The 26,200-nt window shown below is 39.6% G+C and carries 28 protein-coding genes and 2 riboswitches; of the genes, 23 read left to right on the top strand and 5 right to left on the bottom strand.

Going from position 1 to position 26,200, the window contains the following annotated elements; all coding sequences use genetic code 11:
- Window positions 1-12 precede the first annotated feature (12 nt).
- The 10 genes from B5473_RS19340 (at window position 13) to B5473_RS19295 (ending at window position 9,051) form a co-directional block, all read left to right on the top strand.
- Window positions 13-741 carry a sirohydrochlorin chelatase gene (locus B5473_RS19340; RefSeq protein ID WP_079528200.1) on the top strand — a complete coding sequence of 243 codons (729 nt, stop codon included), beginning with the start codon at window positions 13-15 and terminating at the stop codon, window positions 739-741.
- 19 nt (window positions 742-760) lie between these two features.
- Window positions 761-904 carry a YezD family protein gene (locus tag B5473_RS19335; protein ID WP_079528197.1) on the top strand — a complete coding sequence of 48 codons (144 nt, stop codon included), beginning with the start codon at window positions 761-763 and terminating at the stop codon, window positions 902-904.
- A gap of 24 nt (window positions 905-928) precedes the next feature.
- Window positions 929-2,752, top strand: a complete 1,824-nt coding sequence (locus tag B5473_RS19330) for an assimilatory sulfite reductase (NADPH) flavoprotein subunit (RefSeq protein WP_079528195.1) — start codon at window positions 929-931, stop codon at window positions 2,750-2,752.
- 44 nt (window positions 2,753-2,796) lie between these two features.
- Entirely contained in the window at window positions 2,797-4,536 is a 1,740-nt protein-coding gene (cysI, locus tag B5473_RS19325; RefSeq protein ID WP_079528193.1) for an assimilatory sulfite reductase (NADPH) hemoprotein subunit, read from the top strand.
- Between the two features lie 2 nt (window positions 4,537-4,538).
- Window positions 4,539-5,156, top strand: coding sequence for a precorrin-2 dehydrogenase/sirohydrochlorin ferrochelatase family protein (locus B5473_RS19320; protein WP_079528191.1), 618 nt, complete (start codon window positions 4,539-4,541; stop codon window positions 5,154-5,156).
- A 67-nt stretch (window positions 5,157-5,223) separates the two neighbouring features.
- The gene (locus B5473_RS19315) at window positions 5,224-5,859 is read left to right on the top strand and encodes an SIMPL domain-containing protein (RefSeq protein ID WP_254865374.1); all 636 of its coding nucleotides are present in this window, start codon (window positions 5,224-5,226) and stop codon (window positions 5,857-5,859) included.
- A 172-nt stretch (window positions 5,860-6,031) separates the two neighbouring features.
- The gene (locus B5473_RS19310; protein ID WP_079528187.1) at window positions 6,032-7,090 is read left to right on the top strand and encodes a YkvI family membrane protein; all 1,059 of its coding nucleotides are present in this window, start codon (window positions 6,032-6,034) and stop codon (window positions 7,088-7,090) included.
- A gap of 306 nt (window positions 7,091-7,396) precedes the next feature.
- Window positions 7,397-8,182 (top strand): ABC transporter ATPase, encoded by a 786-nt coding sequence (locus B5473_RS19305; RefSeq protein ID WP_079528185.1) that lies wholly within the window; start codon window positions 7,397-7,399, stop codon window positions 8,180-8,182.
- A gap of 141 nt (window positions 8,183-8,323) precedes the next feature.
- A complete protein-coding gene (locus B5473_RS19300) occupies window positions 8,324-8,860 on the top strand; it encodes a hypothetical protein (RefSeq protein WP_079528182.1) in 537 nt (178 codons plus the stop codon).
- The gene (locus tag B5473_RS19295; protein WP_079528180.1) at window positions 8,857-9,051 is read left to right on the top strand and encodes a hypothetical protein; all 195 of its coding nucleotides are present in this window, start codon (window positions 8,857-8,859) and stop codon (window positions 9,049-9,051) included. Before B5473_RS19300 ends, B5473_RS19295 begins: the two co-directional genes overlap by 4 nt.
- Window positions 9,052-9,257: 206 nt before the next feature.
- Here B5473_RS19295 and B5473_RS19290 read toward each other — a convergent pair whose 3' ends face one another.
- Window positions 9,258-9,887, bottom strand: coding sequence for a hypothetical protein (locus tag B5473_RS19290; protein ID WP_176142106.1), 630 nt, complete (start codon window positions 9,885-9,887; stop codon window positions 9,258-9,260).
- Between the two features lie 197 nt (window positions 9,888-10,084).
- On the opposite strand from B5473_RS19290, the gene B5473_RS19285 reads away from it, so the two are divergent.
- The gene (locus B5473_RS19285) at window positions 10,085-11,275 is read left to right on the top strand and encodes a M14 family metallopeptidase (protein WP_079528176.1); all 1,191 of its coding nucleotides are present in this window, start codon (window positions 10,085-10,087) and stop codon (window positions 11,273-11,275) included.
- 42 nt (window positions 11,276-11,317) lie between these two features.
- Here the strand turns inward: B5473_RS19285 and B5473_RS19280 are convergent, their stop codons facing one another.
- A complete protein-coding gene (locus B5473_RS19280; RefSeq protein ID WP_079528174.1) occupies window positions 11,318-11,602 on the bottom strand; it encodes a hypothetical protein in 285 nt (94 codons plus the stop codon).
- 193 nt (window positions 11,603-11,795) lie between these two features.
- Between B5473_RS19280 and B5473_RS19275 the strand changes: the two genes are divergently transcribed.
- Entirely contained in the window at window positions 11,796-11,948 is a 153-nt protein-coding gene (locus tag B5473_RS19275) for a YpzG family protein (RefSeq protein WP_079528172.1), read from the top strand.
- Window positions 11,949-12,012: 64 nt separating this feature from the next.
- Here the strand turns inward: B5473_RS19275 and B5473_RS20755 are convergent, their stop codons facing one another.
- Window positions 12,013-12,174 (bottom strand): hypothetical protein, encoded by a 162-nt coding sequence (locus tag B5473_RS20755; protein ID WP_176142105.1) that lies wholly within the window; start codon window positions 12,172-12,174, stop codon window positions 12,013-12,015.
- A 136-nt stretch (window positions 12,175-12,310) separates the two neighbouring features.
- On the opposite strand from B5473_RS20755, the gene B5473_RS19270 reads away from it, so the two are divergent.
- Window positions 12,311-12,514 carry a hypothetical protein gene (locus tag B5473_RS19270; RefSeq protein ID WP_079528170.1) on the top strand — a complete coding sequence of 68 codons (204 nt, stop codon included), beginning with the start codon at window positions 12,311-12,313 and terminating at the stop codon, window positions 12,512-12,514.
- A 78-nt stretch (window positions 12,515-12,592) separates the two neighbouring features.
- Here B5473_RS19270 and B5473_RS19265 read toward each other — a convergent pair whose 3' ends face one another.
- Window positions 12,593-13,033, bottom strand: a complete 441-nt coding sequence (locus tag B5473_RS19265) for a cell wall hydrolase (protein WP_079528168.1) — start codon at window positions 13,031-13,033, stop codon at window positions 12,593-12,595.
- 203 nt (window positions 13,034-13,236) lie between these two features.
- On the opposite strand from B5473_RS19265, the gene B5473_RS19260 reads away from it, so the two are divergent.
- From B5473_RS19260 to B5473_RS19220, 9 genes are all read left to right on the top strand, one after another.
- Window positions 13,237-14,493 carry a glycoside hydrolase family 18 protein gene (locus B5473_RS19260; protein WP_254865373.1) on the top strand — a complete coding sequence of 419 codons (1,257 nt, stop codon included), beginning with the start codon at window positions 13,237-13,239 and terminating at the stop codon, window positions 14,491-14,493.
- Between the two features lie 131 nt (window positions 14,494-14,624).
- A complete protein-coding gene (locus tag B5473_RS19255) occupies window positions 14,625-15,605 on the top strand; it encodes an NAD(P)H-dependent flavin oxidoreductase (protein WP_079528164.1) in 981 nt (326 codons plus the stop codon).
- Window positions 15,606-15,785: 180 nt separating this feature from the next.
- Window positions 15,786-15,884, top strand: a riboswitch (TPP riboswitch).
- Window positions 15,885-15,950: 66 nt separating this feature from the next.
- Window positions 15,951-16,049: riboswitch (TPP riboswitch) on the top strand.
- Window positions 16,050-16,124: 75 nt separating this feature from the next.
- The gene (tenA, locus tag B5473_RS19250; protein ID WP_079528162.1) at window positions 16,125-16,814 is read left to right on the top strand and encodes a thiaminase II; all 690 of its coding nucleotides are present in this window, start codon (window positions 16,125-16,127) and stop codon (window positions 16,812-16,814) included.
- Window positions 16,795-17,538 carry a hydroxyethylthiazole kinase gene (thiM, locus tag B5473_RS19245; RefSeq protein WP_079528160.1) on the top strand — a complete coding sequence of 248 codons (744 nt, stop codon included), beginning with the start codon at window positions 16,795-16,797 and terminating at the stop codon, window positions 17,536-17,538. Before tenA ends, thiM begins: the two co-directional genes overlap by 20 nt.
- Window positions 17,535-18,347 (top strand): bifunctional hydroxymethylpyrimidine kinase/phosphomethylpyrimidine kinase, encoded by an 813-nt coding sequence (gene thiD, locus B5473_RS19240; protein WP_079528158.1) that lies wholly within the window; start codon window positions 17,535-17,537, stop codon window positions 18,345-18,347. The genes thiM and thiD overlap by 4 nt, the downstream gene beginning before the upstream one ends.
- Window positions 18,331-18,948 carry a thiamine phosphate synthase gene (gene thiE / locus B5473_RS19235; protein WP_079528156.1) on the top strand — a complete coding sequence of 206 codons (618 nt, stop codon included), beginning with the start codon at window positions 18,331-18,333 and terminating at the stop codon, window positions 18,946-18,948. The genes thiD and thiE overlap by 17 nt, the downstream gene beginning before the upstream one ends.
- A gap of 125 nt (window positions 18,949-19,073) precedes the next feature.
- Window positions 19,074-21,437, top strand: coding sequence for a bifunctional 2',3'-cyclic-nucleotide 2'-phosphodiesterase/3'-nucleotidase (locus B5473_RS19230; protein WP_079528154.1), 2,364 nt, complete (start codon window positions 19,074-19,076; stop codon window positions 21,435-21,437).
- Between the two features lie 197 nt (window positions 21,438-21,634).
- Window positions 21,635-22,549 carry a glycine betaine ABC transporter substrate-binding protein gene (locus B5473_RS19225; protein ID WP_079528152.1) on the top strand — a complete coding sequence of 305 codons (915 nt, stop codon included), beginning with the start codon at window positions 21,635-21,637 and terminating at the stop codon, window positions 22,547-22,549.
- A gap of 140 nt (window positions 22,550-22,689) precedes the next feature.
- The gene (locus B5473_RS19220) at window positions 22,690-23,598 is read left to right on the top strand and encodes a glycine betaine ABC transporter substrate-binding protein (RefSeq protein WP_079528150.1); all 909 of its coding nucleotides are present in this window, start codon (window positions 22,690-22,692) and stop codon (window positions 23,596-23,598) included.
- A 55-nt stretch (window positions 23,599-23,653) separates the two neighbouring features.
- Here B5473_RS19220 and B5473_RS19215 read toward each other — a convergent pair whose 3' ends face one another.
- Window positions 23,654-24,646, bottom strand: a complete 993-nt coding sequence (locus B5473_RS19215; protein WP_079528148.1) for an EAL domain-containing protein — start codon at window positions 24,644-24,646, stop codon at window positions 23,654-23,656.
- Between the two features lie 200 nt (window positions 24,647-24,846).
- Here B5473_RS19215 and B5473_RS19210 point away from each other — a divergent pair, with 200 nt between their 5' ends.
- On the top strand, window positions 24,847-26,151 hold the full coding sequence (locus tag B5473_RS19210; protein ID WP_079528146.1) for a globin-coupled sensor protein: 1,305 nt from the start codon (window positions 24,847-24,849) through the stop codon (window positions 26,149-26,151).
- Window positions 26,152-26,200: the final 49 nt, after the last annotated feature.

The raw sequence follows: 26,200 nt of genomic DNA, 5'->3' as shown, positions 1-26,200 counted from the left end.
CAGGTGACTGTAATGAAAGCAATTTTGTATGTTGGGCACGGCACCCGTTTGAAAAAAGGTGTTGAAGAAGCGGTACGTTTTCTTGATAAAACGAAGTCTCTCGTAGATGTCGAAATTCAGGAAACCGCCTTCTTGGAATTAGTCGAGCCGAATATTGTTGAAGGTGTTACAAATTGTGTCAATCAAGGTGCAACACATATATCGGTTGTCCCGATTTTATTATTAACGGCCCAGCATGCTAATGAAGATATACCGGCCGAAATAAAGATCGCAAAGGAACGTTTTCCACATGTGAATTTTACAATCGGGCGTCCTTTAGGAATTCATCCATTTTTAATTGAGACAGCTTATGAAAGAATTATGGAACAACAGGTGCCGATTAATGCGGATGCAGAAGTTATATTGATCGGCAGAGGTAGCAGTGACAATGCCGTTGTAAGAGATATGGCGATAATCAGTGAACAGCTAAAGGCAACTTACGGCTTTCGGGAAGTGAAATCTTGTTTTTTATATGGTGCAGGTCCGTCTTTTGAACAGACATTAGTTGAGCTGAAATCCAAGCAGATGAAGCAAGTTTTTGTTGTACCTTATTTATTGTTTTCAGGACTTTTAAGTGTAGGAATCGAAAAGAAAATACGGGAGCTTGACCTTGATCCGTCTACCGTAATTTTATGTAACCATTTAGGCTATAACGAAAAAGTACGGAATGTTTTGCTGGAAAGAGTACAAGAGGTCATCTGAAAATTAGGAGGCATTTATTATGACGAAATCCAATGATATTACCCAAACGCTTGAGAAAATTAAAGATACGGTTGCATCCGTTAAATATGGAACAGTGACTTTAGTTATCCAGGACGGTCATGTTGTACAAATTGAAAAAAACGAAAAAATAAGATTGAAATAAAACAAGATTCGCGAGGTGGAAGTTTTGACGTTAAATCTGCATAATAGCCCATTTTCCGAGGCACAGACAAAATTAATCAATGAGCTTTATCCAACATTAACGGACTATCAAAAAGTTTGGTTGAACGGTTATTTAAGCGCAATACAAACAATTGAAGATTCCAGTCAGCCGCTTGAAGTAACGGTAACTGAACAAGGGCAAACCGTTGCAGTACTGGAAGCAGTCAAACAGGAGGCAACCATTTTATACGGTTCACAAACAGGCAATGCACAACGGGTTGCAAGTAAATTGAAAACGGCTTTAGAGTCGCAGGGGGTTGAGGTCGCTCTATCTGCAATGTCCGATTTTAAGGTGAATAATCTGAAAAAACAGAAAAATATTTTCATCATTACAAGTACACATGGTGAAGGCGATCCACCGGATAATGCCATCTCCTTCCATAGCTACCTATATGGTAAACGTGCGCCGAAACTGGAGGATGTATCTTTCTCTGTTTTATCGTTAGGCGATAGCTCGTATGAATTTTTCTGTAAGACAGGAATTGATTTTGATGAGCAATTAGAAAAATTGGGAGGAAAGCGTTTAGTACCCCGCTTTGATTGTGATTTGGATTATGACGATCTTGCATCAGAGTGGATCGGGAGCGTAGTAGAAGCATTGGCACAAAATATGCCGAACAAACTGCCGGAATTACAAAAGTCTCCGGTTGCGGTAAGTGTATCTGAAGAATCCGTATACAACAAAAATAATCCCTTTTATGCGGAAGTTCTGGAAAGTATCAATTTAAATGGCCGCGGATCGAATAAGCAAACGCAACATTTGGAGCTTTCATTGGAAGGGTCCGGTTTAACTTATGAACCGGGTGACAGTGTCGGCATTCTTCCGGAAAACGATGCAAGCTTAGTAACTGCATTACTATTATCGCTTGGCTTTGAAGGATCGGAAATAGTGTCTGTGAAAGACCAGTCTAAAACATTAAGTGAAGCGCTCACTGCCCATTTTGAAATTACCGTACTGTCAAAACCATTACTACAGAAGCTTGCTGCCTTTTCAACCAATGAAGAGCTTAAGAAGTTGCTGGAAGATGATGTGAAGTTGAAACAATATATTTATGGACGAGACTTGCTGGATGTTGTGCAAACATTTGGACCGTTCAACTGGACTGCCCAGCAATTTGTTGATCAACTTCGTAAAAATCCGGTACGACTCTATTCGATTGCTAGCAGCCAAAAGGCAAATGAAGAAGAAGTGCATTTAACAATCGGTAAAGTTTTCTATGAAGTAGATGAACGTGAGCGTATAGGAGTAGTATCGGGGCAAGTGGCAGAGCGAATTGAAATTGGGGATAAGGTTCCGGTTTATATTCATAAAAACCCGAACTTCCGTCTGCCTGAAGATACAACAACACCAATTATTATGATTGGTGCCGGTACAGGCATTGCGCCGTATCGTTCATTTTTGGAAGAACGTGCTGAGGAAGGAACCGAAAGCAATGCATGGCTGTTTTTCGGTGACCAGCATTTTGTTACAGATTTTCTGTATCAGACTGAACTGCAGCGCTGGCTCAAAGATGGGACATTAACGAATTTATCTGTAGCCTTTTCACGCGATACAGAACAGAAAGTATATGTACAGCATCGTCTGCTCGAAAATGCTGCAGAAATCTATAGATGGATCAACGATGGTGCGGTTATCTATGTATGTGGTGATGAGAAATATATGGCACATGATGTAGATCAAACATTGCGCCGAATTGTTGCGGAACAGGGCGGCAAAACGGATGAAGAAGTTTCACTGTATTTTAATGAGCTTAAAAGCCAAAAACGTTATCAGCGAGACGTTTATTAAATCAGATATGACCGTTAATTTTAACAGAGATAGGAGATAGGCAAATGAGTCAGAAAATTGTACTTCCCCCACAGTCGGGTAAACCGAATGATGTCGAACGTATTAAAGACGAAAGTAATTATTTACGGGGAACTTTAGAAAAAACAATGCAGTATCCAATTAGTTCAGGAATTCCGGATGATGATAATCGTCTCATGAAATTTCATGGCAGCTATTTACAGGACGATCGGGATTTACGTACAGAACGCGAACGGCAAAAGCTGGAGCCAGCCTACCAATTTATGGCCCGTGTCCGAACTCCGGGAGGTGCGGCAACACCGGAACAGTGGCTTGTAATGGATGAGATGGCGGAAAAGTACGGGAATGGGTCACTAAAATTAACGACTCGTCAGGCATTCCAGGTGCATGGCATTTTAAAATGGAATGTCAAAAAGTATATGCAGGAAATTCACGAAGTACTGCTTGACTGTATCGCTGCATGCGGTGACGTAAACCGGAATGTGATGTGTAATGTTAACCCGAATCAATCGACATTTCATGAAGAAGTATATAATTGGTCAGCTAGGTTAAGTGAACATTTACTGCCTCGTACTCGTGCATACCATGAACTATGGCTCGATGGAGAAAAAGTTTACGATGGGACACAAGATACAGAAATAGAGCCTGTATACGGTGCCCTGTATTTACCGCGTAAATTTAAAATTGGTATTGCCGTTCCACCGAGCAATGATATTGATGTATTTTCACAGGATATTGGTTTTATTGCCATTGTACAAAATGACGAGCTGCTAGGCTTCAATGTCGCGGTAGGCGGCGGGATGGGTATGACACATGGAGATAAAGAAACATACCCGCAATTAGGACGTTTAATCGGATATATTCCAAAAGAGCGCCTGCTTAAAACAGCCGAGAAAATTTTAACAATCCAACGCGACTACGGAAATCGTGCGGAACGTAAAAAAGCCCGCTTTAAATATACGGTAGATGCAAAAGGTTTGGATTTTATTAAAGAAGAGCTGCATCAGCGCTTAGGGTGGGAGCTCGAAGAAGTAAGACCGTACACATTCAAGCGTACAGGAGATGAGTACGGCTGGATAAAAGGTGAAAATGGAAAATGGCATTTTACATTATTCATTCAAAACGGGCGAATTAAAGATTTTGATGATTATCAGTTAAAAACAGGTTTGCGTGAAATTGCAAAAGTGCATACAGGGGTTTTCCGTTTAACACCTAACCAGAATCTTTTAATCGCGGATGTAACACCACATAAAAAAACGGTCATTGATAAGCTGTTAAAAGCCTACAACATTACGGATGGTGCGCATTACTCGGCACTGCGCCGCAATTCAATTGCCTGTGTCTCATTACCGACATGCGGCTTGGCAATGGCAGAGGCGGAGCGTTATTTGCCTACGTTAATTACAAAAATTGATGAAATATTGGGAGATAACGGGCTGCGTGAAACCGAGATCGGTATTCGTATGTCAGGATGCCCGAACGGCTGTTCACGTGCAGCAATGGGTGAAATCGGTTTTATCGGAAAAGGACCTGGCAAATATAATTTATACTTAGGCGGAGATTTTAAAGGACAGCGCTTAAACAAAATCTACAAAGAAAATATTGGTGAAGAAGAAATTTTGAGTATCCTTGCACCGATTTTTTCTGAGTATGCAAAAGAACGTTTCGAAGGTGAACATTTCGGTGATTTCACGATTCGTAAAGGTTATGTAGAAGCAGTAACGGATGGCCGACAATTCCATAAGTTAAGCGAAGTGCGAAGCTGACGATGTTTCCGATGATGGTCAACATAAGAGATAAAAAAGTGATTGTAATAGGAGGCGGAAAAATCGCTGCTAAGCGGATCGAGTCGTTATTACGCTTCCAACCGAATATTACAGTCGTAAGTCCAGTGCTTGAGGAACGTTTGCATGCCTTTGTTGAAAATGGTGTAATCGAGCATATTGCAAAATCGTTTCAAACTTGTGATGTACAAGACGCACTTCTCGTCATTGCAGCTACAAATGATACAGCGGTAAATCAACTGGTTAAAGAAAGCTGCCACCCCAATCAGCTAATTAATATTGTCGATAATCCTGCAAATAGTTCGTTTCATTTTCCGGCAATGTATGAGAAAAATGAAATTACGATCGCGGTGACGACGAGTGGTATTAGCCCGATTCTTGCTAAAAATCTGCGGGATGACTTCGCAGCAATTGTGGATGGACTTGAACCGGATTACTTATTATTTTTAAAGGAAGTCCGGCAACTAGTGAAAGCGGGTCAATTTACAAAGGAACAGAAGCGATTTCTGCTTGCAGAGTGTTTGGAAGATTATTATCAGACCGATGCACAAATGCGAACAATGTTTTTAAGAAAACTGCATGCGGCAGAGAACGGCATTTGAACGAGATATCGCATAAGATAGGAAAATGGAGTTAAAGGAAAGGTGGAAGCTCTTGTATCACCAACAAATGATGTTTCAACCAGTCGCTAACACCCGGGAAATGACCGTTACAGGGACTGGTGAAATTGTTGCTCAGCCTGATTATGCGCAAGTACAAATCGAAGTTCGGACGCAAGGGGAAAATGTCAGCACGATTCAGCGGGAGAATGCGGTCATTATGAATCGTGTAATAGACTCACTAATAGCTTTAAAGATTCCAAAAGAATCGATTCAGACAGCAGCTTACAATATCTTTCCAACCTATGATTTCATAGATGGAAGACAGGTGCTAAGGGGCTATGAAGTACAAAACGCTATTACAGTGAAAATCGCCGATATTGGTCAAGTAGGTACGGTAATTGATACGGCAATTCAAAATGGAGCAAACCATGTATCCGCTATCGAGTTTAAAATAACGGATACAGATGTTTACTACCGGCAGGCACTTCAGTTTGCTCTGATCGATGCCGTGGGGAAAGCAACAGCTATGGCTAAAACGATGCGCGTCACATTACACACGTTGCCGGTGGAAATAATCGAAGAGCAAACGATTGCTCCCATCCCGTACAAAGCGATGCAGTTAAGCAGCCAACGGGTAGTGACACCGATAGAACCTGGAACAATGACAGTAAGCGCATCAGTTCGTGTAAAGTTTAGTTATTAGAAAATTCATATTAAATTCTATAATACTTTAACCGTTAGAAAAATAGCGGTTAAAGTATTTTTTTATTGCGGCGATTTCCATTCAAATTCTCTTCTTTTTATATTCAAGCATGTTTTCTACCTGCCTGTACATAAAGTATCTATGATAAATAGAAATATAAAGAAGGTGCGAATTGAAAAAGAGTATTCAAATTGCAGGGGCGTTTGTCAGTTTAGTTGTCGGTGCAGGTTTTGCTTCAGGACAAGAGATTATGCAGTACTTTACAAGCTTTGGGTTAATGAGTGTGTTTGGATGTATTGTAGCAACGATTATTTTTACGATGTTGGGGATGACGCTTGCACAGATTGGTTCGGATTTGCAGACGACTTCCCATAAGGAAGGTATTCATTTTATTGGTGGACGCTTTTTTGGTCCGGTACTGGACCAGCTGATTTCCTTTGTGCTGTTCGGCATTGCGGTTGTTATGCTGGCTGGGGCAGGCTCTACATTCAATCAGATGTACAGTATGGATGCATCGGTCGGCAGCTTGGTAATGGCGCTGCTCGTCGTAGTGACACTGATGCTAAATGCGGAAAGTATCATTAAAATGCTGGCGGCGCTCATGCCTTATTTACTTGGTATCATTTTTATCCTTTTAATTTATTCTTTGTTTACGATGAATTATCCAATAAGTGAACTGAATGCAATCGCAAAAAGTCAGCCTTCTGCAACACCGCACTGGTTTTCTGGTGCTATTATTTATGTTTCGTACAATATTGCGGGTGGTGCGGCAATGCTTATTGTGATGGGGGGCACGGCTCCAAATAGAAAGGTTGCAAGAATAGGAGGTGCTTTAGGGGGCATTTTTCTAGGTTTGCTTATATTGCTCATTAATATTGCCTTATTTGTCAAAATGGATATTGTGGCAGGTGTGGAAATGCCAACACTGGAACTTGCAAAACAAATTCATCCTGCTGTAGGAATCATCATGTCCTTCGTGCTGTTAGCGATGATTTACAGTACCGCTGTAGGAACTCTGTCTATACTGGCTGTACGAATCGTAAAACGGGATCGTTTTGCATTTAAGGTTGCGGTCAATTTACTATGCATCATTGGCTTTGCGATTAGTTTAGTTGGCTTTACAACGTTGATTAGTAAGTTGTATGTCTTAATGGGTTATTTAGGTATAGGGCTAATCCTGTGTATTTTAATTTCAGCATTATTTAAATCGAGTAATCAGAAGGTAAGTTGAAACTTTCTTAAGAGCAGCATGATTGCCAGATAGACCTTAAGTTAATTTCTGAGGCTCTTAATATCAAGATGTCGAAGTGAGTTCTGAATTTGCCATTAAATAATTCATGGTTAAGAACTTACTTTGATTTCCTTGGAAAATGAAGGACATAGGTTATTAATGTATTTAAAAAGCAGATACATAAAATGAGATTGTTTACTTATTTAAAATTTAATACTTAGTATAAACTCCCTCTTTTGTTGAATCCGTATTGACCTGAATAATTTAGGTTATATAGTATTGAGATGAAATGGAGGTTTTCACCGCATGCTAAAAAAACTAACCGAACAAGATTTCGCAGTATTACGGGGACCGTTGGAGTCTGGTAGACAAAGTCCGAATTCGTTGGCATCGGTGCTTGTTTTAGGTATTCTCCTGCAGGCACTGTGTTTCTATCTGACTTATAATATTGCAGGTAAATACACAGTCTATCCAAAATTCGAAAGCATTAAAACAATCCACATGTGGTTTACAGGGATCATTATTTTATTGTCTCTTTTATTCGCTATTCCTGCCATTTTTAAAAAGATGCAGAAGCTTCAGTACTTCCTGTCGATTATCATGACACAAAATTTTTCCGTATTTTTCTTTCTGTCCCCGTTATATCTTTTAGGGGAACAGGACCGTGCAACAGTTGCTTCTCTATTAAACTTAACTTGGATTACACTTTCCATCGCAGGCGTGTTTTTTATTGCTACATGGATCCGCTTTTATTTACTTCTTAAAAAAGGGCATTACCGAACCGAATCAAGAAGCGAAGAAATGCGTGGTAAATTTGAAACGAAATCCTATATTCCGATTGCAATTATCGGCAGTACGGCATTTGTTTTTCTTATCCGATTTGTTGTGAAAATCGGTTCGTCCGATTTGTATGAAACAATCACGCTCGTCTTTTTGACTTTTGGCATATTTTATACACTCATTTTCGTATTGCCGGAGCAGCTTGTCATACTGTATTGCAAAATAAGATTTAAAAGCTTCAATTTTGATATGAACGGTTATCTGAACACGGAAAGAGCAGGCAAAAATAATAGAAGAGTAAAACAAAGCTAGGGGGAACTTTATAATATGCGAAAATGGCAACCGGAGTTTATATATGTTTGATGGCAATGGTTATTTGCATTATTGAAGAACATTTCTTAACCTTGCAGATTCAATTATGGACGTATAAATAAATAGACGGAGTTGAAATGTATGTTATTAGAGCCTAAAGCACTTGAGAATATTATTGTAGGTGTATTAATTGATACTCGTTTCAAATGGTATGTATCCCCAAAAGGTATTTGGTTTTTAGATAGAGAAAAGTTAGAAGAAGCATATAAAAAGAAATTTAAAGAAATGGGACTTGGAAATATGGGCACTTTTATCGAAGAGGATGATGAGAGGAAAGGTATAGAAATATTGGATGAGGATTCATATGCAGAATTTGCGCCAAGAATTGCCAAGTATGCAGTTTCAACAAAAGAATTAAGAGAAAGCCTTAAGTTAAATTTACTTACTGAAACGAAAGAGAACACTTTTTATAATTTTATGCCTTCTTTATTCGTAAATTTCGATAAAAGAGAACTGTACTCCCTTTATTCAGAACCAGCTTCCTACGAGGATTTTGTACCTGAAAATTGGACAGGGCGCTACGATGATTTTTTATCATACATACATAGAGCAGAAAAGTACTGGTATGATGAAAATGAGAGTGTTCTATTAATTTTTGAGGGAGGCAGTTGCAATTGACTGCTTCTTTTTTTGTTGTCCATAATTATTCGGGCGGAAACCTGCGCTCCGGTAAAAAGGTAAGTAAAACAAAAACCGAATTCGCCATGAAAGCGAATTCGGCATTTTATTTTGCACAACAACAGCTGCCTGGTGGGGCCACAGACGGTCATAAACCGGCATACCTAAACCATGATCCAGGATTTGAATAAGCTTTATCATTTGAACATTGAGCTTTAAAAGTTAAGAGCTTTGAATTTTGATATTTCAGCTTTAACCTTTAATCTTTGAACTTTTCTATTAAAAATTCATCTATTAATTGTAGGTTGAGTGACTGTTTGATTGTTTCAACTCGCACACAGTCAAAGCACGAGCGCCGATCCGTTTACTGTTTTCGCTACGCTATGCAAATTATTAGTTAGATCTCAATAAATGTTGTGGCATTTGATTCTGATAATACAGCGTCTACTTCTGACTCAAATTCCTCGATTTTCGCTGCAAGTTCGTCAATGGTTTTCTTTACTTGCATCGGGTCGATCAGTTCATATTCATTGCGCTTCATAAAAGTATCGGTATGAAGCTTCACTTCGTCTGAGGATGATTGCTTTTCCTTACTGCCTAAAATATTAATCAGGTAATTTTCTAGCTTTTCTGGAAGGGCCTCATTCGCAGCTGTTACTTCGTCGATTGCTTCAAAATATTGGCGGCGTAGATGATTCAGTAAATCCTTCTCATATGCAATTGATTGTTTACGTTCAATTGCTTCAGCCACTGTCATTTCGTTTGCTCCAATTTTAACGATTGTTTTAGCATTTGATTCGACAACGAGTGCTTTTAGTTTATTACGGTATTGAATAAGGCTTGTGACTTTGTCATACGAACCTTGCATTACTTTTTTGTATTCATCAATTGACATGCCTTCAATTTTTTCGTTGCTTTTTCGGTTTGCTCGAGCCAGCACTACGCGGTGCGTAGCAGATTGGATTCGTTCACCAAGCATTTTTAATTCAGATAGTGCACGATGCAGCGATATTCTTTTCGTCTCCATGATGAACCTCCATACAATAAAAATTTAGTAGATTCTACTATAACATAATGCTGCTCTCAATTTCAGCTATATAGGGAAATATTAGGGGATAAAGAAAGTGATTGAAGATTATAAATCCGTTTTCTCGAACTGTGTTAATAATCATTCCCCATATTCATATACTTTCCTATTGAAGATTTTATTGAGGGAGGGGCTTTGTGGAGATTTTCGTAAGACCGGGTGATTCCTTTTGGTATTACAGCCAGGTTTTTAATGTTCCTTTTCAGCTGATACTTGACTCAAACCGGAATTTGAATGCACAGGCACTGATGCCCAACCAACCCGCTCAGATTCCCGGTTATGTGACAAATCCATATACGGTTCAACGTGGAGATACGATTTGGTCGATAGCACAAAGAATCAATATGCCGATGGATGCGCTTTTTCTGCTAAATCCGGTACTCAGTCCATACGTACTTCAAGTTGGTCTACGGCTGCGGCTGCCTGTCCGTGTAACATGGAGAGTTGTAAACGGTGAACAGGATTATGATTACAGGAAGATGGTGCAGGATATTCGTTCATTGCAGGCAATCTATCCGTTTATCGTTAATGACCCGATTGGCAATTCTGTATTAGATAAGGAAATTCCGGGGCTCACGATTGGGAACGGGCAGAAACGTGTGCATTTTAATGCTTCTTTTCATGCCAATGAGTGGATTACGACACCGATTGTCATGACGTTTCTTAATGATTATTTACTGTCGCTTACGAATAATGGTGCAATACGAGGGCTTTATACATTGCCATTATATAATCAGACGAATTTAAATATTGTACCTATGGTAAATCCGGACGGAGTGGATTTAGTGCTGAACGGACCTCCGGAAAATGAAATTATCCGCAATAAGCTTATCGAATGGAATGGCGGCAGTACAGATTTCTCTGGTTGGAAAGCGAATATTAACGGGGTTGATCTGAACGACCAGTTCCCTGCTGAATGGGAACGTGAAAGAGAAAGAAATCCGAAAACGCCTGGGCCGCGGGACTATGGTGGGGAAAGTCCGCTATCCGAACCGGAATCCATCGCAATGGCCGAACTGACAGTTGAACGAGATTTCGCACGCGTGTTGGCTTTCCATACTCAAGGGCAAGTTATTTATTGGGGATTCATGGGATTGGAACCTCCGGAAACAGAACAGCTTGTCAATGAATTTGCAAGGGTAAGCGGATATGAGCCGGTACAGACAATTGAAAGCTATGCGGGGTATAAAGACTGGTTTATTCAGGATTGGCGCCGCCCTGGTTTTACAGTCGAACTGGGACTAGGAACGAACCCATTGCCAATTAGCCAATTTGGTGAAATTTATGAAGAAGCTTTAGGAATTTTTTTAAGTGCACTCTATATGTAAAGAAAGTCCCCCGTTACGTCCATAGATGTAACGGGGGAACTTTTATGAATCCTTCAAGCTTTCATCAATTTCCAGGATGCTTTGCTTTAGCTCATCTAGTTTGGATATATTTTGCTCGACAATATCCAAATGCTCCTGTCTTTGCAATGCATTGGCAAGCGCATTTTCGGTACGCTCCATTGAATTGAATGCATGTTCAACGGCAAACTCTTCCGGGTGGGACATTGCCTGCTTTACTGCACGTTCTGTTCGTTCAACGGAGTTGGATAATAAAGTAATCGGGTGATTTTGCTTCCAGCTAGGTGTACCTGAACTTTTTTTAGCCATTGTTCCTCATCCTTTCCAAAGAAAATTGACTGATTCACACTTTTAGTATTCGTGGATGCAATGATTCCATACGCGGAAGAAATTCTAAATTGTTAGGAGTGGCTCCATCAATTTTTATCTTTGTAGGGAATAACTGTAGCGAAAACAGCCATACTAATATTGATTCACTTTTAAACATAGGGAGGCGGAACGAATGGATAAGAAGGGTTTCACAGATCCAAAATCTAAGAAGATCCACCATAACTGGACGAGCGATAAGCATCAAAAATCTCAAATCAAAGGGGAAACAGAGGTAACTTTGAACAACCAGATTTTGAGAATTAATGCGAAGGCGAGACAGTTCTAACCTTTGTCTTGAAGTAAATCAGGCCTTCATTACAGTACATACTGTGATGAAGGCCATTTTCCTATCAATACATTTTTCGTTTTCCTTTTTGAGCTTGCTGATGGAGTTCCGTTAGCTCGTTTGCAATTTCTTCCTTTACTTTGTTTGGTGCAATTTTCATGTTTTTCGGTGTTTGCGGTAATGATTGTTTATTCGTTCCTTTACTCTTACTATCGTCTCTGCCCATTTGTATGCTCCTTTCAATTTTGATTCCTTCTTAATATGGCTTTCCATCAATTTTTCATTACAAAAATCGAGTCAGCCTCAAAAAAGCATAAAACATCCTAACCTGAGCACATTAAGTCAGTAGGAGGTGATGAAATATGAGCAAAAACAGCAAAGAGACGATGAATACGCGAACACATAATCCTTTTTCAACTTATAAAGAATTACACCGAAATACAACAAGTCACAATCGGAATCCGGAAGATAATACAGCGGAATTTTCGGAAGAATTCGATTCGAAACTAAAAAATAAAAACAATAAAACAAACCATGATAAAAACCAGCAGTCAAATAAAAAATAGCTGATAAAGTAATGATAAAAGCCTTGTCACAAAATATTTGTGCAAGGCTTTTCTTATACATTTGGGCAGTAATTATAGTTAGCCCTGATAAACACTGTCACATGTACCACCTATCGGTTCATAAAAGCAATGCTGTTTAAATTGACCTGTAAATGGTTGATCGTACCATGTTGGAGGACAAGGACCATATGGGTTGAAATACCAAAGTGCATATTTCGCTGGATGTTGTCTCCAATAGTCCAGCGCCTGTCTTGCTAATCTTCTTTCTGTCTCCCTGGCCCTTTGATAAAACATGTTTCCTTTTTGTACCGCCTCAAAAGAATAGTTATTGCCCTGTACTTGGAAAATAACCTGTTCGATTGTTCTTACATCATTAAAATCCAGGCACGTGGCAATAGCTCGGTTTACAATTACATTTCCGACATACAGCATCCCTTGTTTTCCTTCACCTTCAGCCTCAGCCCGCATCATTCGAGCCATTAAATCGACATCGGAATCCCGGTATTTTACTCTTGGCATTTTTTCACCTCACAACTATAGTATGAAACAGTTAACCTGGTTGCGCATATGAATAAATGAAATCACTTAAAAATTGTTTCTTGTTATTACTTATGTATTTCTAACCTATCTTTCCGCATTAACACGGGATATAGTTCATAAATTAGTACATAGAAAAAGGAGGACGGACAATTCAAATTCATGTTGTACAACCGGGAGAATCATTGTGGGCAATCGCACAGGCTTATGGAACAACAGTGCAAAGTATAGTGGAAGCCAACCAAATTCCAGAGCCGGCCCGGTTAGTGGTCGGGCAAGCATTGGTCGTTCCATTGAAAGGGCAGTATTATATCGTACAGCCAGGGGATAGTTTATGGTCTATTGGTCAACGTTTTCAGGTGAATTATTTAACGCTTGCACAAGCAAATGGCTTGAATCCGGATGCTTTGCTGATGATTGGCACCTCACTGTATATACCGGAACCAACTAAAAGGTCCGCAGAAATTTTGGCATATGTAGAACCAAGAGGCGATGAAATAAGTGAAACGCTGCTGGACCAAGTTCGGGAGGCAAGTCCTTATTTAACGTATTTAGCTATTTTCAGTTTTGAAGCAAGACGGGATGGTTCATTAAAAGCGCCTACAATTAACCCATTACCGGAAATTGCTGAGCAAAATAATACAGGAATAGCAATGGCAATCACTAATCTGGAGGATTATCAGTTTAGTGCTGAGCTAGCACGTGATATTTTCCAAAGTGTCGCTGTTCAAAATTTACTGCTGGACAATATCATAGCTGAAGCAAAGCGTATTGGAAATATTTCAGATATCCATTTTGATTTCGAACGGATTTCACGCGATCAGCGGGAAGCTTATAATAACTTTCTTCGTAGAGCTGTCGAGCGTTTGCATGCAGAAGGGTATACAGTTTCTACTGCATTGGCTCCAAAAACGAGAGCCGATCAGCCGGGTGAATGGTTTATGGGGCATGACTATAAAGCGCATGGTGAAATAGTGGATTTTGTTATGCTAATGACATACGAATGGGGCTATTCTGCTGGACCTCCAATGGCCGTCTCACCGCTGCCGCAAGTTGAGCAAGTAGTACAATATGCATTAACAGAAATTCCTGCAAATAAAATTTTACTTGGGCAAAATTTGTATGGCTACGATTGGACATTGCCTTTTGTACAAGGAGGAGATTACGCTGAAGCAATAAGCCCTCAACGTGCCATTGAAGTGGCAAAACGTTACAATGCGGCTATCCAATTTGACTATACTGCACAGGCTCCATACTTTAATTACTATGATGAACAAGGCCGTTCGCATATTGTCTGGTTTGAGGATGCACGTTCCATTCAGGCAAAGTTTGATTTAGTAAAGCGCTTGAATTTGCGCGGTGTTGGCTATTGGAAGTTAGGATTGCCATTCCCGCAAAACTGGCAGCTCATCGGGGCTAATTTCAATGTGGTAAAGAAATAGCAAATGCAACATAGACGGTCAGATGAAATGAAAAACAATTCATCTGACTTTTTTGATTGTCATCCATTTGAGAAGGAGATTTGGCCAATACTGATGAAGTATTAGTAGAGTTGAATAAAGGGGGATTATTAATGGGGAATATTCCGGGAATTTTACAAAACTTACGTATCCCAGTAATTGGGGCACCGTTGTTTATTATTAGCAATCCAAAATTGGTTATTGCACAATGCAAGGCAGGAATTGTCGGGTCGATGCCAGCGCTGAACGCAAGGCCGGCAAGCCAGTTGGATGAATGGTTAGCTGAAATTACAGAGGAGTTGGCAAGCTATAATGCCAAAAATCCGGAGCGGCCGGCAGCGCCATTTGCCATTAACCAGATTGTCCATAAAACAAATGACCGGCTGGAACAGGATATGGAGCTTTGTGTGAAATATAAAGTTCCGATTATTATTACTTCACTTGGGGCACGCGAAGAAGTTTTTGAGGCAGCACATAGTTATGGAGGCATCGTTTTTCATGATGTAATTAACAATTATTTTGCAAAAAAAGCGATTCAAAAAGGTGCGGACGGTATCATTGCAGTAGCAGCAGGTGCAGGAGGCCATGCAGGTCAGCAGAGTCCATTTGCGCTTATACAGGAAATCCGTGAATGGTTTGAGGGTCCATTAGCTTTATCAGGATCAATCGCACGAGGCCATTCAGTATTGGCTGCACAGGCGATGGGAGCTGATTTCGGTTATATTGGCTCACCGTTTATCGCGACCGAAGAAGCCTTTGCTCGTCAAGAATATAAACAGATGATTGTTGATAGTACCGCAGAAGATATTGTTTACAGCAATTTATTTACAGGAATCCACGGAAATTATTTGAAAGGTTCTATCATGAATGCGGGGATGGATCCGAATAGTTTAAAAGAAAGTGATCCTTCTGCAATGAACTTCAATGATAATACAGCAAAAGCCTGGAAAGATATTTGGGGAAGCGGGCAAGGGATTGGTGCAATTAAAGAGATTACTTCTACACAACAATTTGTTGATAAACTGGCTGAAGAATATGTACAGGCTTATCATGAACTGAATGGTAAAAGAACGGCAGTAGCCCATTTACAATAGCTAACAGCCATTGTGAAAAAACACAAGTGCTATTTTTCTGTGAGGAAAAATAGCATTTTTTCTGAGCGCTAAAAATTCATTTATATGCTGGGACATTTTTCGCTGGCGTGGGAGTAATTTCGTAATTTTTTGAATTCACTTGCCCGGTTTGAATTAATTTGTTACACTCTGGGTAATTAAATGCATTTGCGGGGGGACACAGCAGTGTTGAGAAGGTTAAAACCTGACCCTTAGAACCTGGCCGTTAATACGGACGTAGGGAGCAAAGTACACGCTATACATATGTACTTACTTTGGCTCCGCGTATCCTTTACGTGGAGTCTTTCTTTTGCAAATATATAAGCATTTGATTTGCGGGGGGACACAATAGTGTTGAGAAGGTTAAAACCTGACCCTTGGAACCTGGCCGTTAATACGGACGTAGGGAGCAATGAAAAGTGGTACTTACACTTTTTGGGGACGTCTCTCTATATTGAGGCGTCTTTTTTGTGCTTCCGCCAACAAAAAGGAGGAGTAACAATGGGATTTTGTGAAAAGGTAAGGAAAGAAACGGATTTTTATTGGGAGGCCAGCTTCTATCACCCTTTTGTACAAGGGATTGCAGATGGGAGTTTACCGCTGGAGAAGTTTAAGTTTTATATGCTGCAGGATGCGTATTATTTGAAACATTATACGAAAGTTCTTGCTCTTGCAGCTGCAAAAGCGACTACAGATGAAGATGTTCAATATTTTCTGCAAACAGCTAAATTTATTCATGACGCAGAGCTGGAGTTACACCGTACAACGTTTAAAGAATTAGGTGTGACAGCGGATGATTTGGAACAATTCGAACCGGCTCCAGCAGCCTATAACTATGTAAGCCATATGTATAATGCAGTGCATAACGGAGATGTAGCAGAAGCATTTGCGGCAATTTTACCTTGCCCATGGCTGTATCAGGAAATTGGGCAAAGGTTAAAAGATGCACGCCCGAATGTCCCCCTTTATGAACAGTGGATTGCACTATATGCGTCCGAGGAGATGCTTCAAAATATTGAAATACAAAAGTCGATGCTGGATCGATATGCGAAAGAACAACCGGCAAAGCTAAAAGTATTGCAGGAACATTTTAAGAAAAGCTGTTATTACGAATGGATGTTCTGGGAGATGCCTTGGACGAAGCAAAGCTGGGAACAAGGGGTGTATGTCAATGAGCCTGCAAGCAATTAATAAAAATCAGCCGTTAGTACATTGCATTACAAATTATGTCGTCGCAAATTTTACAGCGAATGGTTTGCTTGCGGTGGGTGCTTCACCAGTCATGGCGGATGCGATTGAAGAAGCGGGGGAAATGGCGGCTCAGTCAAATGCATTACTTTTAAATATGGGTACTTTGAATGAACGGACAGTAGCATCGATGAAGCAAGCTGGACAGAGTGCAAATAAGCATCATACTCCGATTGTTCTAGATCCGGTAGGGGTAGGGGCAACGAAGTTTCGAGTTGAAACAGCACGACAACTGCTCGACCTATTAAAGATTGATGTTATCCGATGCAATATGGGAGAACTGGCGGCTCTTGCGGGAGCGGATTGGACTTCCAAAGGTGTTGATAGCGGCAAGGGGGATATAGATGTTGCAGCGACTGCCAAACAGCTTGCTAATAACTATCAATTAATTGTAATCGTAACAGGAGAACAAGATGTTATTACGGATGGGGAAAGAATTGAATTCGTAACGGGTGGTCATGAAAAAGTGACAAAAATGACGGGGAGCGGCTGCTTACTAAGTGCCCTTTGTGCTGCGGTGCTTGCAAACAGTAAAGAACCGTTTAATGACTTACAAACGCTGCTCAATGAATATAAACAGGCAAGTGCCAATTCTGTTGCAACCATAGGAACTTTCCATACAAATTTCTTGAATGAACTAGAAAATTTAGCGGAGGGACGACGATGATTACATGTACAATTGCAGGCTCGGATAGCGGTGGTGGTGCAGGTATCCAAGCAGACTTAAAAACGTTTCAGGAACTACGTGTATTTGGCACATCTGTCATTACCGCACTAACCGCACAAAATACGGAAGGAGTGCATGGGATTTTTCCGACAACGGCCGATTTCGTGCAAGCTCAGTTAAAAGCGGTACTTCAAGATTTTGAGATAAAGGCGATTAAAACAGGGATGCTGTTTAGTGCAGAAATTATCGAAGCTATTGTCGCGTTACTAAAAGACACAGAAATTCCGCTAATCGTTGATCCAGTCATGATTGCAAAAGGTGGTGCCAGTTTACTAGAGCAGGAGGCTACAACAGCCCTTAAGGAAAAGTTATTGCCGCTAGCAACTGTTTGTACACCGAACATTCCGGAAGCGGAAATCCTTACTGGCTCTACAATTCAAACTGAAAAAGATATCAATTTAGCGGCGCAGCATCTATTAAGTCTTGGGCTGGAATGTGTTGTCATAAAGGGTGGTCACTTAAACAGTAAGCATGCGACGGATACGGTTTTCATTCGCGGGGAGCAACCATTTAAAATGAAAACTGAGCGAGTGGATACGAAGCATACCCATGGAACAGGATGTACATTTTCGGCAGCAATAACGGCGGAGATGGCAAAGGGAAGATCGATAGAGGCAGCCATTATAGAAGCAAAAAAATATGTGCAGCTGGCAATTCGTCATCCGCTCAATATTGGTCACGGGTTTGGCCCGACCAATCATTTCGCCTATCATGAACAGCGGGGGTTGTGTAATGTCCATGTTTTTTGATTTAAATAAATATTTTGTGATGGGAACAATCAATTGTAAACGCGACCCGCTGCTTGTATTAGAAGAAGCGCTACAAGCAGGAATTACGATGTTCCAGCTGAGGGAAAAAGGAAAAAATGCTTTAAAAGGCGATGAGTATATTCAATTTGCCCGTCAATGCCAAAAGCTGTGCCAAATATATAAAGTACCATTCATTATCAATGATGATGTCGAACTTGCATTAATATTAGATGCAGATGGTATTCATGTAGGTCAGGAAGATACCGAGGTAGAAAAGTTTAGATCTTTTGCGAAAAATAAAATCGTCGGAGTTTCGGTTCATACAATGGAGCAACTGGAATTGGCCATGGCAAATGGCGCAGATTATGCGGGGATTGGTCCAATTTATCAAACGACCTCAAAAGATGATGCGAGAGCACCGGTAGGGCTGACGTTATTGGAAGAAGCGAAATCTCGGTACCCACAATTTCCGATTGTAGCAATTGGCGGAGTCTCCACTGAAAACAGTTTCAGTGTAAGACAAACAGGAGCAAATGGAGTAGCCGTTATTTCAGCAATCAGTCAAAGTAATGATATAAAAGAAACTGTAAATATGTTATAAGTGAAAAATTGTCATAAAAGTACTATTTTAATAGAAAAAGCCTATATCAAAATACTCTTTTCCACTATTCTGGCAATTTAGTATGATAGTTCTGTTATACACTACAGAATATGGGAGTGAAAGAAATGTTGAAAAAACTATCTGCTTCAGCCTTAACGCTAACACTTTTAGCGAGCGGCATGTCAGCAGTTTCAGCGGCACCAACAACTACGAATGAAGATATGACACGTGGAGAGTTTGTGAAGGCCTTAATTGATACATTGGGAGTAGAGGTTGGCACTGGACAGACTGTAAAATTCCAGGATGTACCTGATTCTCTTAAACCGTATATTGAAAAAGCGGTGGAATTAAAGTTAATTAAAGGGAAAACCCCAACTAAATTTGCACCGAACGAAAAACTGACACGCACACATGCTTTCCTTATTGCGGCAAGAGGATTACAAGATGAGGAAACATATTCTGAAAAGGTATTGGATCAGTTTAAAGATGCAAACAAAATTGGACAAGGCAATCGCCAGGAAATGGCTAAAGCTGTAGCAACAGGTTTACTGACAGGTTTTGATGACGGCACGATTCGCCCGAACGATTTTGTAACAAAAGCTCAGATGCAAAAAATTCTTCAGCGCTTTTTGGAAGAATACAGCCCGGTAAAAGCAAATACTACGGTTTCTTTACGTATTTTAGGCACGACGGATATTCACACAAATATTATAAACTATGATTATTACAAAGACACGAAAACGAACAGTTTAGGTTTGGCAAAAACTGCACTGCTAATTGAAAAGGCACGTGAAGAAAATCCAAATACAGTGCTGTTTGACAATGGAGATGCAATACAAGGAACGCCACTTGGCTCATATATTCAGTCCGTAACGAAATTAAAAGACGGCGAAGTTCACCCGTCGATTGCTGCCATGATCGCACTTGATTATGATGTAGCGACATTCGGTAACCATGAGTTTAACTACGGTTTGGAATTTCTTGATGAAGTAACAGATGATGCTCCATTCCCATATGTTAATGCCAATGTGCGCAATGCAGCGACAAAGGAATTAATGTATAAACCATATGTTATGATTGAAAAAGATGTAGTTGATTCAAACGGTGAAAAAACGAAAATTAATATTGGGGTAACGGGTATTGTACCACCTCAAATTTTGAAATGGGATAAAGCAAATTTAGAAGGAAAAGTAACAGTTGATGATTCAGTAGAAGCTGTTAAAACAGTCGTTCCGCAAATGAAAGAAGCAGGAGCGGATGTTGTCGTAGTACTTTCACACTCTGGTATGGGAGATGCTACACATGAAAATGGCGAAGAGGATGTATCGTATTTACTATCTACAATTGAAGATGTGGATGCAATCATTACTGGTCATGCCCATGGCGTATTCCCTGGTAAAGTGGATAGCTCTATAACAAATGTGGATATTGAAAAAGGAACAATGAACGGCAAGCCGATTGTTATGGCTGGCAAATTCGGTAGTCATTTAGGGGTTATTGATCTAGAACTAGAGAAAAAAGACGACGCTTGGGATGTCACAACAGGTACTGGCGCGGTGCGTGAAATCGCAAAAGATAATGACTCTGTCAGCACTGAAGTTGTAGAAAGTGTGAAAGAAGCACATGAAGGAACAATTAAGTATGTGCGTCAGGCAGTAGGGACAACAACAGCTAACATTCACAGTTACTTCTCGCAAGTGCAGGATGATCCTTCTATTCAAATTGTAACGGATGCACAATCAATTTATGTGAAAGAAAAGTTGAAAGGTACAGCGTATGAAAACCTTCCTGTCCTATCAGCGGGTGCACCATTCAAAGCCGGTACAAGAAGTGATCCGGAATACTATACATTTGTACCAAAAGGCGAGCTTGCAATTAAAAATGTTGCAGATTTATATTTATATGATAATACACTTGCTATGTTGAAAGTAACAGGTGCGGATGTGAAAGAATGGCTGGAAATGTCTGCTGGCCAATTCAATCAAATTGATGTAGCAAAAGCAGATGAACAGCAATTAATCAATGAAGAATACCGTTCATACAACTATGATGTAATTGACGGTGTGACGTATGAAATTGATGTAACAAAACCGGCTAAATACGATGAGAGCGGAAACGTAGTAAACGAACAAGCATCACGTATCGTTAATCTGCAATATAACGGAAAGCCAATTGATGCAGCACAGGAATTTATCGTAGCGACAAATAACTATCGTGCAAACGGTACATTCCCGGGTGTACGTAATGCAACAGCGGTTGAAATTTATCCGGATGAAAACCGTCAGGCAATTATCGACTATATTTTAGCCGAAAAAACAATCGATCCGACAGCAGATGGTAACTGGAAATTTGCTCCGATTCCGGATAGCGTAAACGTTGTATTTGAATCTTCTAAAAAAGCAGTGGATGTTTTAGATGAAAACAGCGCTATTAAGTATATTGGAGACGGTACAGACGGTTTTGGCAAGTATGGTTTAAAAACAAAATAATTATAAAAATGCCTGTAGGCGAAGAATTCATTTCTTCTGTCTGCAGGTTTTTTGTGTTTTGGAATTCCAGTCACGAGTAAGAACGACGGACATTACAGTAACTATTTGAATGATAAATCCATTTGACATAGTAACAACCTGTTGTTAGTATTAAGTTGTTACTTTTAGAGATAAATTTCAATTTAGGGGATGAGAAGATGAACAAAATTAAAACAGTAGGTATTACTTTAGGGGTGTCTTCTGCACTTCTACTCGCTGCTTGCGGAGATGATACGGAAAATAAAGAGAATTCAGTAGGTGCATCATCATCCAGTATTGGTGAACAGGTGAATTATACTGTTGTTGCCACTGAACCAGGGGCAGGTCTTACTGGCCTTTCCCATGAAGTATTGGAGCAATATGAAAATCTGGAAGGCTGGACATTACAGGAAAGTTCAACTGCCGGAATGTTGAGTACATTGGATAAGGCAATCCGGAATGAAGAACCGGTTATTGTGACAGGCTGGACACCTCACTGGAAATTCTCAGCTTATGATTTAAAAATACTTGAAGATCCTAAAGGGATTTTAGGTGGCGCTGAAAACATTCAAACACTAGCTAGAAAAGGGTTAGAACAAGACATGCCTGATGTTTATACAGTACTTGACCGTTTCTATTGGGAACCGGAAGATATGGAAAAAGTAATGTATGATGCACAAGAAGATGGAGACTTTGATGTAGCAGCAGCCGATTGGGTTGAAAATAATCAAGACAAAGTAAGTGAATGGACAAAAGATATAGCACAAGGAAATGGCGAGAAGGTAAAAATCATTTCTACACCATGGGATTCTGAATTTGCATCTAGTAGTGTAATAAAAACAGTGCTGGAACAATTAGGGTACGAACCTGAAGTGACTCCGGTGGACCCAGCTATTATGTTCCAGTCAATCGCAACAGGTGAAGGAGACGTAACGGTTGCACCATGGTTACCGACAACTCACAAAGCCTTTTATGACAAACATAAAGACGATATTGTTGATTTAGGTGAAAATCTTGAAGGAACGCAAAATGGTTTTGTTGTCCCGGCGTATGTAGAAATTGATTCGATTGAAGATTTAAAACCGAAAGAATAAATAGAGATATGCTCCGTAACTAGCCTATACGGGGCTTTATTTATTTGTACCTACAGTTTGACAAAAGTAACAACTTGTAGTTAAAATGGGGTTGTCGCTTTTTAAGAGTAGATAAATTAGAATATAGGGGATGAAATATTTTGAATCGATTTAAAACTTTAGGTTTAACTATAGGGATGTCTGCCGCATTGTTATTAGCAGCATGCGGAGATGATACAGGCAGCAGTGATAATTCAAACAATGAAACTGCAAGTATAGGTGAACAAGTAGATTATAAAATCATTGGGATAGAGCCTGGTGCGGGGATAACAGGTTTGTCACATGATACATTGGAACAATATGAGAATCTGGAAGGCTGGACATTACAGGAAAGCTCAACAGCCGGCATGATCGGGACGTTGGACCAAGCGATTCGTAATGAAGAACCCGTGATTGTTACTGGCTGGACACCTCATTGGATGTTTTCTGCTTATGATTTAAAATTTCTTGAAGATCCTAAAGGAGTTTTAGGAGGAGCGGAAAATATAAATACTGTTGTAAGAAAAGACCTTGAAAAGGATTTGCCGGATGTCTACACAGTGCTTGACCGATTCCACTGGGAAACGGAAGATATGGAAAAAGTCATGTATGATGCACAAAATGCAGATTTTGAAACTGCTGCAGCCGATTGGGTAGAAAAGAATGAAGATAAAGTAAATGAGTGGACACAAGATATTGCACAAGGCAATGGTGAAAAAGTGAAACTTGTTTCAGTACCATGGGATTCAGAAATTGCTTCTAGCAGCGTTGTTAAACTAGTGTTGGAGAATTTAGGCTATGAAGTAGAAGTAATCCCTGTTGACCCGGCAATTATGTTCCAGGCGATTGCAACAGGTGAAGGGGATGCCACTGTAGCACCGTGGTTACCAACAACTCATCAGTCATTCTACGAAAAACATAAAGATGATATCGTCGACTTAGGTGAAAACTTGGAAGGTACACAAAATGGTTTCGTTGTCCCAGCATATATGGACATTGATTCGATTGAAGATTTAAAGCCAAAAGAATAATGAATGAAAAAAGCTATGTGCAGTAGTGGGAAACCACTTTGCACATAGCTTTTTCTTATCCAATTGAACGCTGTGGTTCAACGCTCGGTTTTCCAAATAAATAGCCTTGGAAAAGCTCATAGCCGATTTGTTTTAGCCACTCAAAATCTTCCTCATTTTCAATTCCTTCAGCAAGTGGTGTTGCACCAATTTCAATCGCTTTCTTTAAAAATTGTTTAGCGGTATGCTGTTTTTCACGATCAATTTTTACACCTTGTACATACTTCATATCAAGCTTCATATAATGCGGCTTCATGTCGGTGAGCATTTCCAATGTGTTAAACCCTTCTCCTACATCATCCAATGCATATTGAAAGCCCTTTTCGTTATAGTAATTCAAGATTGATTTTAAATGCTCAATATCATCGACTTGCTCTGATTCGACGACTTCAAAGACAAATTGACTCGGGTCAATTTGCAGAAGCTTAGCAAGCTTTACTGTTGACTGCAGACAATATTCCGGAGAATAAATTGATGTAGGTATGAAATTGATAAATGTTTTTTTCTGAAGCACGGCAGCATATTTTACGGCAGCCATACGACATAAACGGTCCAATGCATATAAGCGCCCCCGTGTTTTAGCTGCTGTGAAAATTTCATTTGGGAATATAAGCGATCCATCTTCACGGGTAAAGCGTGACAGCACTTCGTAGGCATAAATTTCTTTTTTGCTATTTACTATAGGCTGTGAATAGCTGACTATCGCATTTCTATGTATGACAGCATCAATCCATTGCATTTCCAACACTGTTTCAATTTCAGCAATAGTTTTCCAAGCCATCTCGTCAATTCTAAAATAAATTTGTTCAGGCTCCATATAATCTCTGCTAAAGTCAAGAAACTCCTTTACACCAGATTCTTGTATCGTTATGAGGTCTTCCTTTTTAGTAATCGTTAAATTCCGACGGTTAAAGTGATCGACAATCATATCCATCTTAGCTATATTGTTTTCGCCTTCTAATAAAATATCAAACTGTAATTCAGATACGACACAGTTTTTACAGGACATGAGTTTCCCCTCACTTCTAAGTTTTAATTTTACTGTAAACCATTAAGTACAAATATACTATAAAAAAATTAATATTATATACAATTACTTACATTAGATGTACAATGTTTGTATAGTAATTAGATTAAAAAGTACTAATATTTACAAAAAATAGCGCGAAATGTTGTACAAATACTATACGGAATGTAAGGGTGACGATAATGGTGATATGGTGGAAGCGAAAATCGGTAGATGAAGATAACAAATTGGCAGAAATGGATTACTTTAAGCCTATTATACAATTTACAAGCATGCCGGAATTAGAGCAGCAGATGAAATTGATTGGAATAGACGAAAATAATTTACGTTATATAAAATCGTATCAACCTGCAATTACTGCCGGTGTATCAGAGATTACGGATGTATTTTATGAAAATGTATTAGCTGTACCATCACTAAAAAAAATAATTGAAGAGCGCACAAAAATCGATCGCTTAAAGAAAACATTGAATTCGTATATTATTTCTATGTTTGATGGTATTTTTAATGAAAAGACAATCGAAGCAAAACGGAAACTCGCCCGCATGCATTTCAAAATTGGTTTGGACCCGAAATGGTATATGGGTACATTTCAGAAATTGCAGGAAACGATGATTATGCTCATTAGTAAAGATATAACGGACCTTGAACTTAGGGAGCAAATCACATTAAATGTATCAAAACTAATTAACCTGGAAATGCAGATTGTATTGGAGGAATACGAAAAGGAAAATCAAAACCTTCGAAGAGAGCAATATAATGTTGTCAAACTTGAATTAAAGGATAAATTATCGGCCATTATTCAAAATCTGGCTGATTTAACAGAAGAAACGAACCAATCGATTGAACAAGTTAACAGTCATACATCTCATATAAACAATACAATCAAATCCAATGTCGCAAGTGTCCAACATATTCATACAGATGCATTGACAGGGAAAAATGAAGTTGCAAGGCTGGAGCAGGAGATGCTTGAAATTAAAGACAGCACGGTTGAAATGGGGCAATTAATCGGAAATTTAAAAGTCTCTTCAGAACAGATAATCAATATAGTGGCACTTGTAAAAAATATTGCCGACCAAACGAATTTACTGGCATTAAACGCCTCGATTGAAGCAGCAAGGGCAGGGGACCATGGAAAAGGCTTTGCGGTTGTTGCACAAGAAGTACGTAAACTGGCAGAGCAATCGAAAAGTTCAGTAGAGAACATAACAAACCTTATCCAGACATCCACGTTGTTAACGTCGACTGCTGTTCAAATGATTGATGCTGTCCAGTCAAGGGTAGATTCAGGTCTGGACGTATCTATTAATACTCAAACGAAATTCCAGCAAATTTTAAAGGCAATCGAACAGAATGAAGCACAAATAAAAGAAGTCGCAATGGATATAACAAACTTAACAAGTGTCATTAGCAACATCGGTCAAGAAACGAGAGATGTTGCTACTACTGCAGATGAACTGTATCAAATGACTACCCACTTGTAAAAATTGTTTAAGTATTATAAATGAATAAGGCTGTGTAAAAGTGCAATTG

Origin of the sequence: Solibacillus isronensis, assembly GCF_900168685.1 — a bacterium.
GTDB lineage: Bacteria > Bacillota > Bacilli > Bacillales_A > Planococcaceae > Solibacillus > Solibacillus isronensis_A.
Note: the sequence above shows the minus strand (reverse complement) of the source record. Positions and strands in the feature narration are given on the sequence as shown.

Coding starts and splice junctions, on each gene's coding strand:
- B5473_RS19230 (WP_079528154.1), top strand. CDS start 19,074: ATGTTGAAAAAACTATCTGCTTCAGCCTTAACGCTAACACTTTTAGCG.
- B5473_RS19320 (WP_079528191.1), top strand. CDS start 4,539: ATGTTTCCGATGATGGTCAACATAAGAGATAAAAAAGTGATTGTAATA.
- B5473_RS19315 (WP_254865374.1), top strand. CDS start 5,224: ATGATGTTTCAACCAGTCGCTAACACCCGGGAAATGACCGTTACAGGG.
- B5473_RS19210 (WP_079528146.1), top strand. CDS start 24,847: ATGGTGATATGGTGGAAGCGAAAATCGGTAGATGAAGATAACAAATTG.
- B5473_RS20755 (WP_176142105.1), bottom strand. CDS start 12,174: ATGGGCAGAGACGATAGTAAGAGTAAAGGAACGAATAAACAATCATTA.
- B5473_RS19225 (WP_079528152.1), top strand. CDS start 21,635: ATGAACAAAATTAAAACAGTAGGTATTACTTTAGGGGTGTCTTCTGCA.
- cysI (WP_079528193.1), top strand. CDS start 2,797: ATGAGTCAGAAAATTGTACTTCCCCCACAGTCGGGTAAACCGAATGAT.
- thiE (WP_079528156.1), top strand. CDS start 18,331: ATGTCCATGTTTTTTGATTTAAATAAATATTTTGTGATGGGAACAATC.
- B5473_RS19255 (WP_079528164.1), top strand. CDS start 14,625: ATGGGGAATATTCCGGGAATTTTACAAAACTTACGTATCCCAGTAATT.
- tenA (WP_079528162.1), top strand. CDS start 16,125: ATGGGATTTTGTGAAAAGGTAAGGAAAGAAACGGATTTTTATTGGGAG.
- B5473_RS19340 (WP_079528200.1), top strand. CDS start 13: ATGAAAGCAATTTTGTATGTTGGGCACGGCACCCGTTTGAAAAAAGGT.
- B5473_RS19290 (WP_176142106.1), bottom strand. CDS start 9,887: ATGGAGACGAAAAGAATATCGCTGCATCGTGCACTATCTGAATTAAAA.
- B5473_RS19275 (WP_079528172.1), top strand. CDS start 11,796: ATGGATAAGAAGGGTTTCACAGATCCAAAATCTAAGAAGATCCACCAT.
- B5473_RS19335 (WP_079528197.1), top strand. CDS start 761: ATGACGAAATCCAATGATATTACCCAAACGCTTGAGAAAATTAAAGAT.
- B5473_RS19280 (WP_079528174.1), bottom strand. CDS start 11,602: ATGGCTAAAAAAAGTTCAGGTACACCTAGCTGGAAGCAAAATCACCCG.
- B5473_RS19305 (WP_079528185.1), top strand. CDS start 7,397: ATGCTAAAAAAACTAACCGAACAAGATTTCGCAGTATTACGGGGACCG.
- thiD (WP_079528158.1), top strand. CDS start 17,535: ATGATTACATGTACAATTGCAGGCTCGGATAGCGGTGGTGGTGCAGGT.
- B5473_RS19215 (WP_079528148.1), bottom strand. CDS start 24,646: ATGTCCTGTAAAAACTGTGTCGTATCTGAATTACAGTTTGATATTTTA.
- B5473_RS19270 (WP_079528170.1), top strand. CDS start 12,311: ATGAGCAAAAACAGCAAAGAGACGATGAATACGCGAACACATAATCCT.
- B5473_RS19300 (WP_079528182.1), top strand. CDS start 8,324: ATGTTATTAGAGCCTAAAGCACTTGAGAATATTATTGTAGGTGTATTA.
- B5473_RS19265 (WP_079528168.1), bottom strand. CDS start 13,033: ATGCCAAGAGTAAAATACCGGGATTCCGATGTCGATTTAATGGCTCGA.
- thiM (WP_079528160.1), top strand. CDS start 16,795: ATGAGCCTGCAAGCAATTAATAAAAATCAGCCGTTAGTACATTGCATT.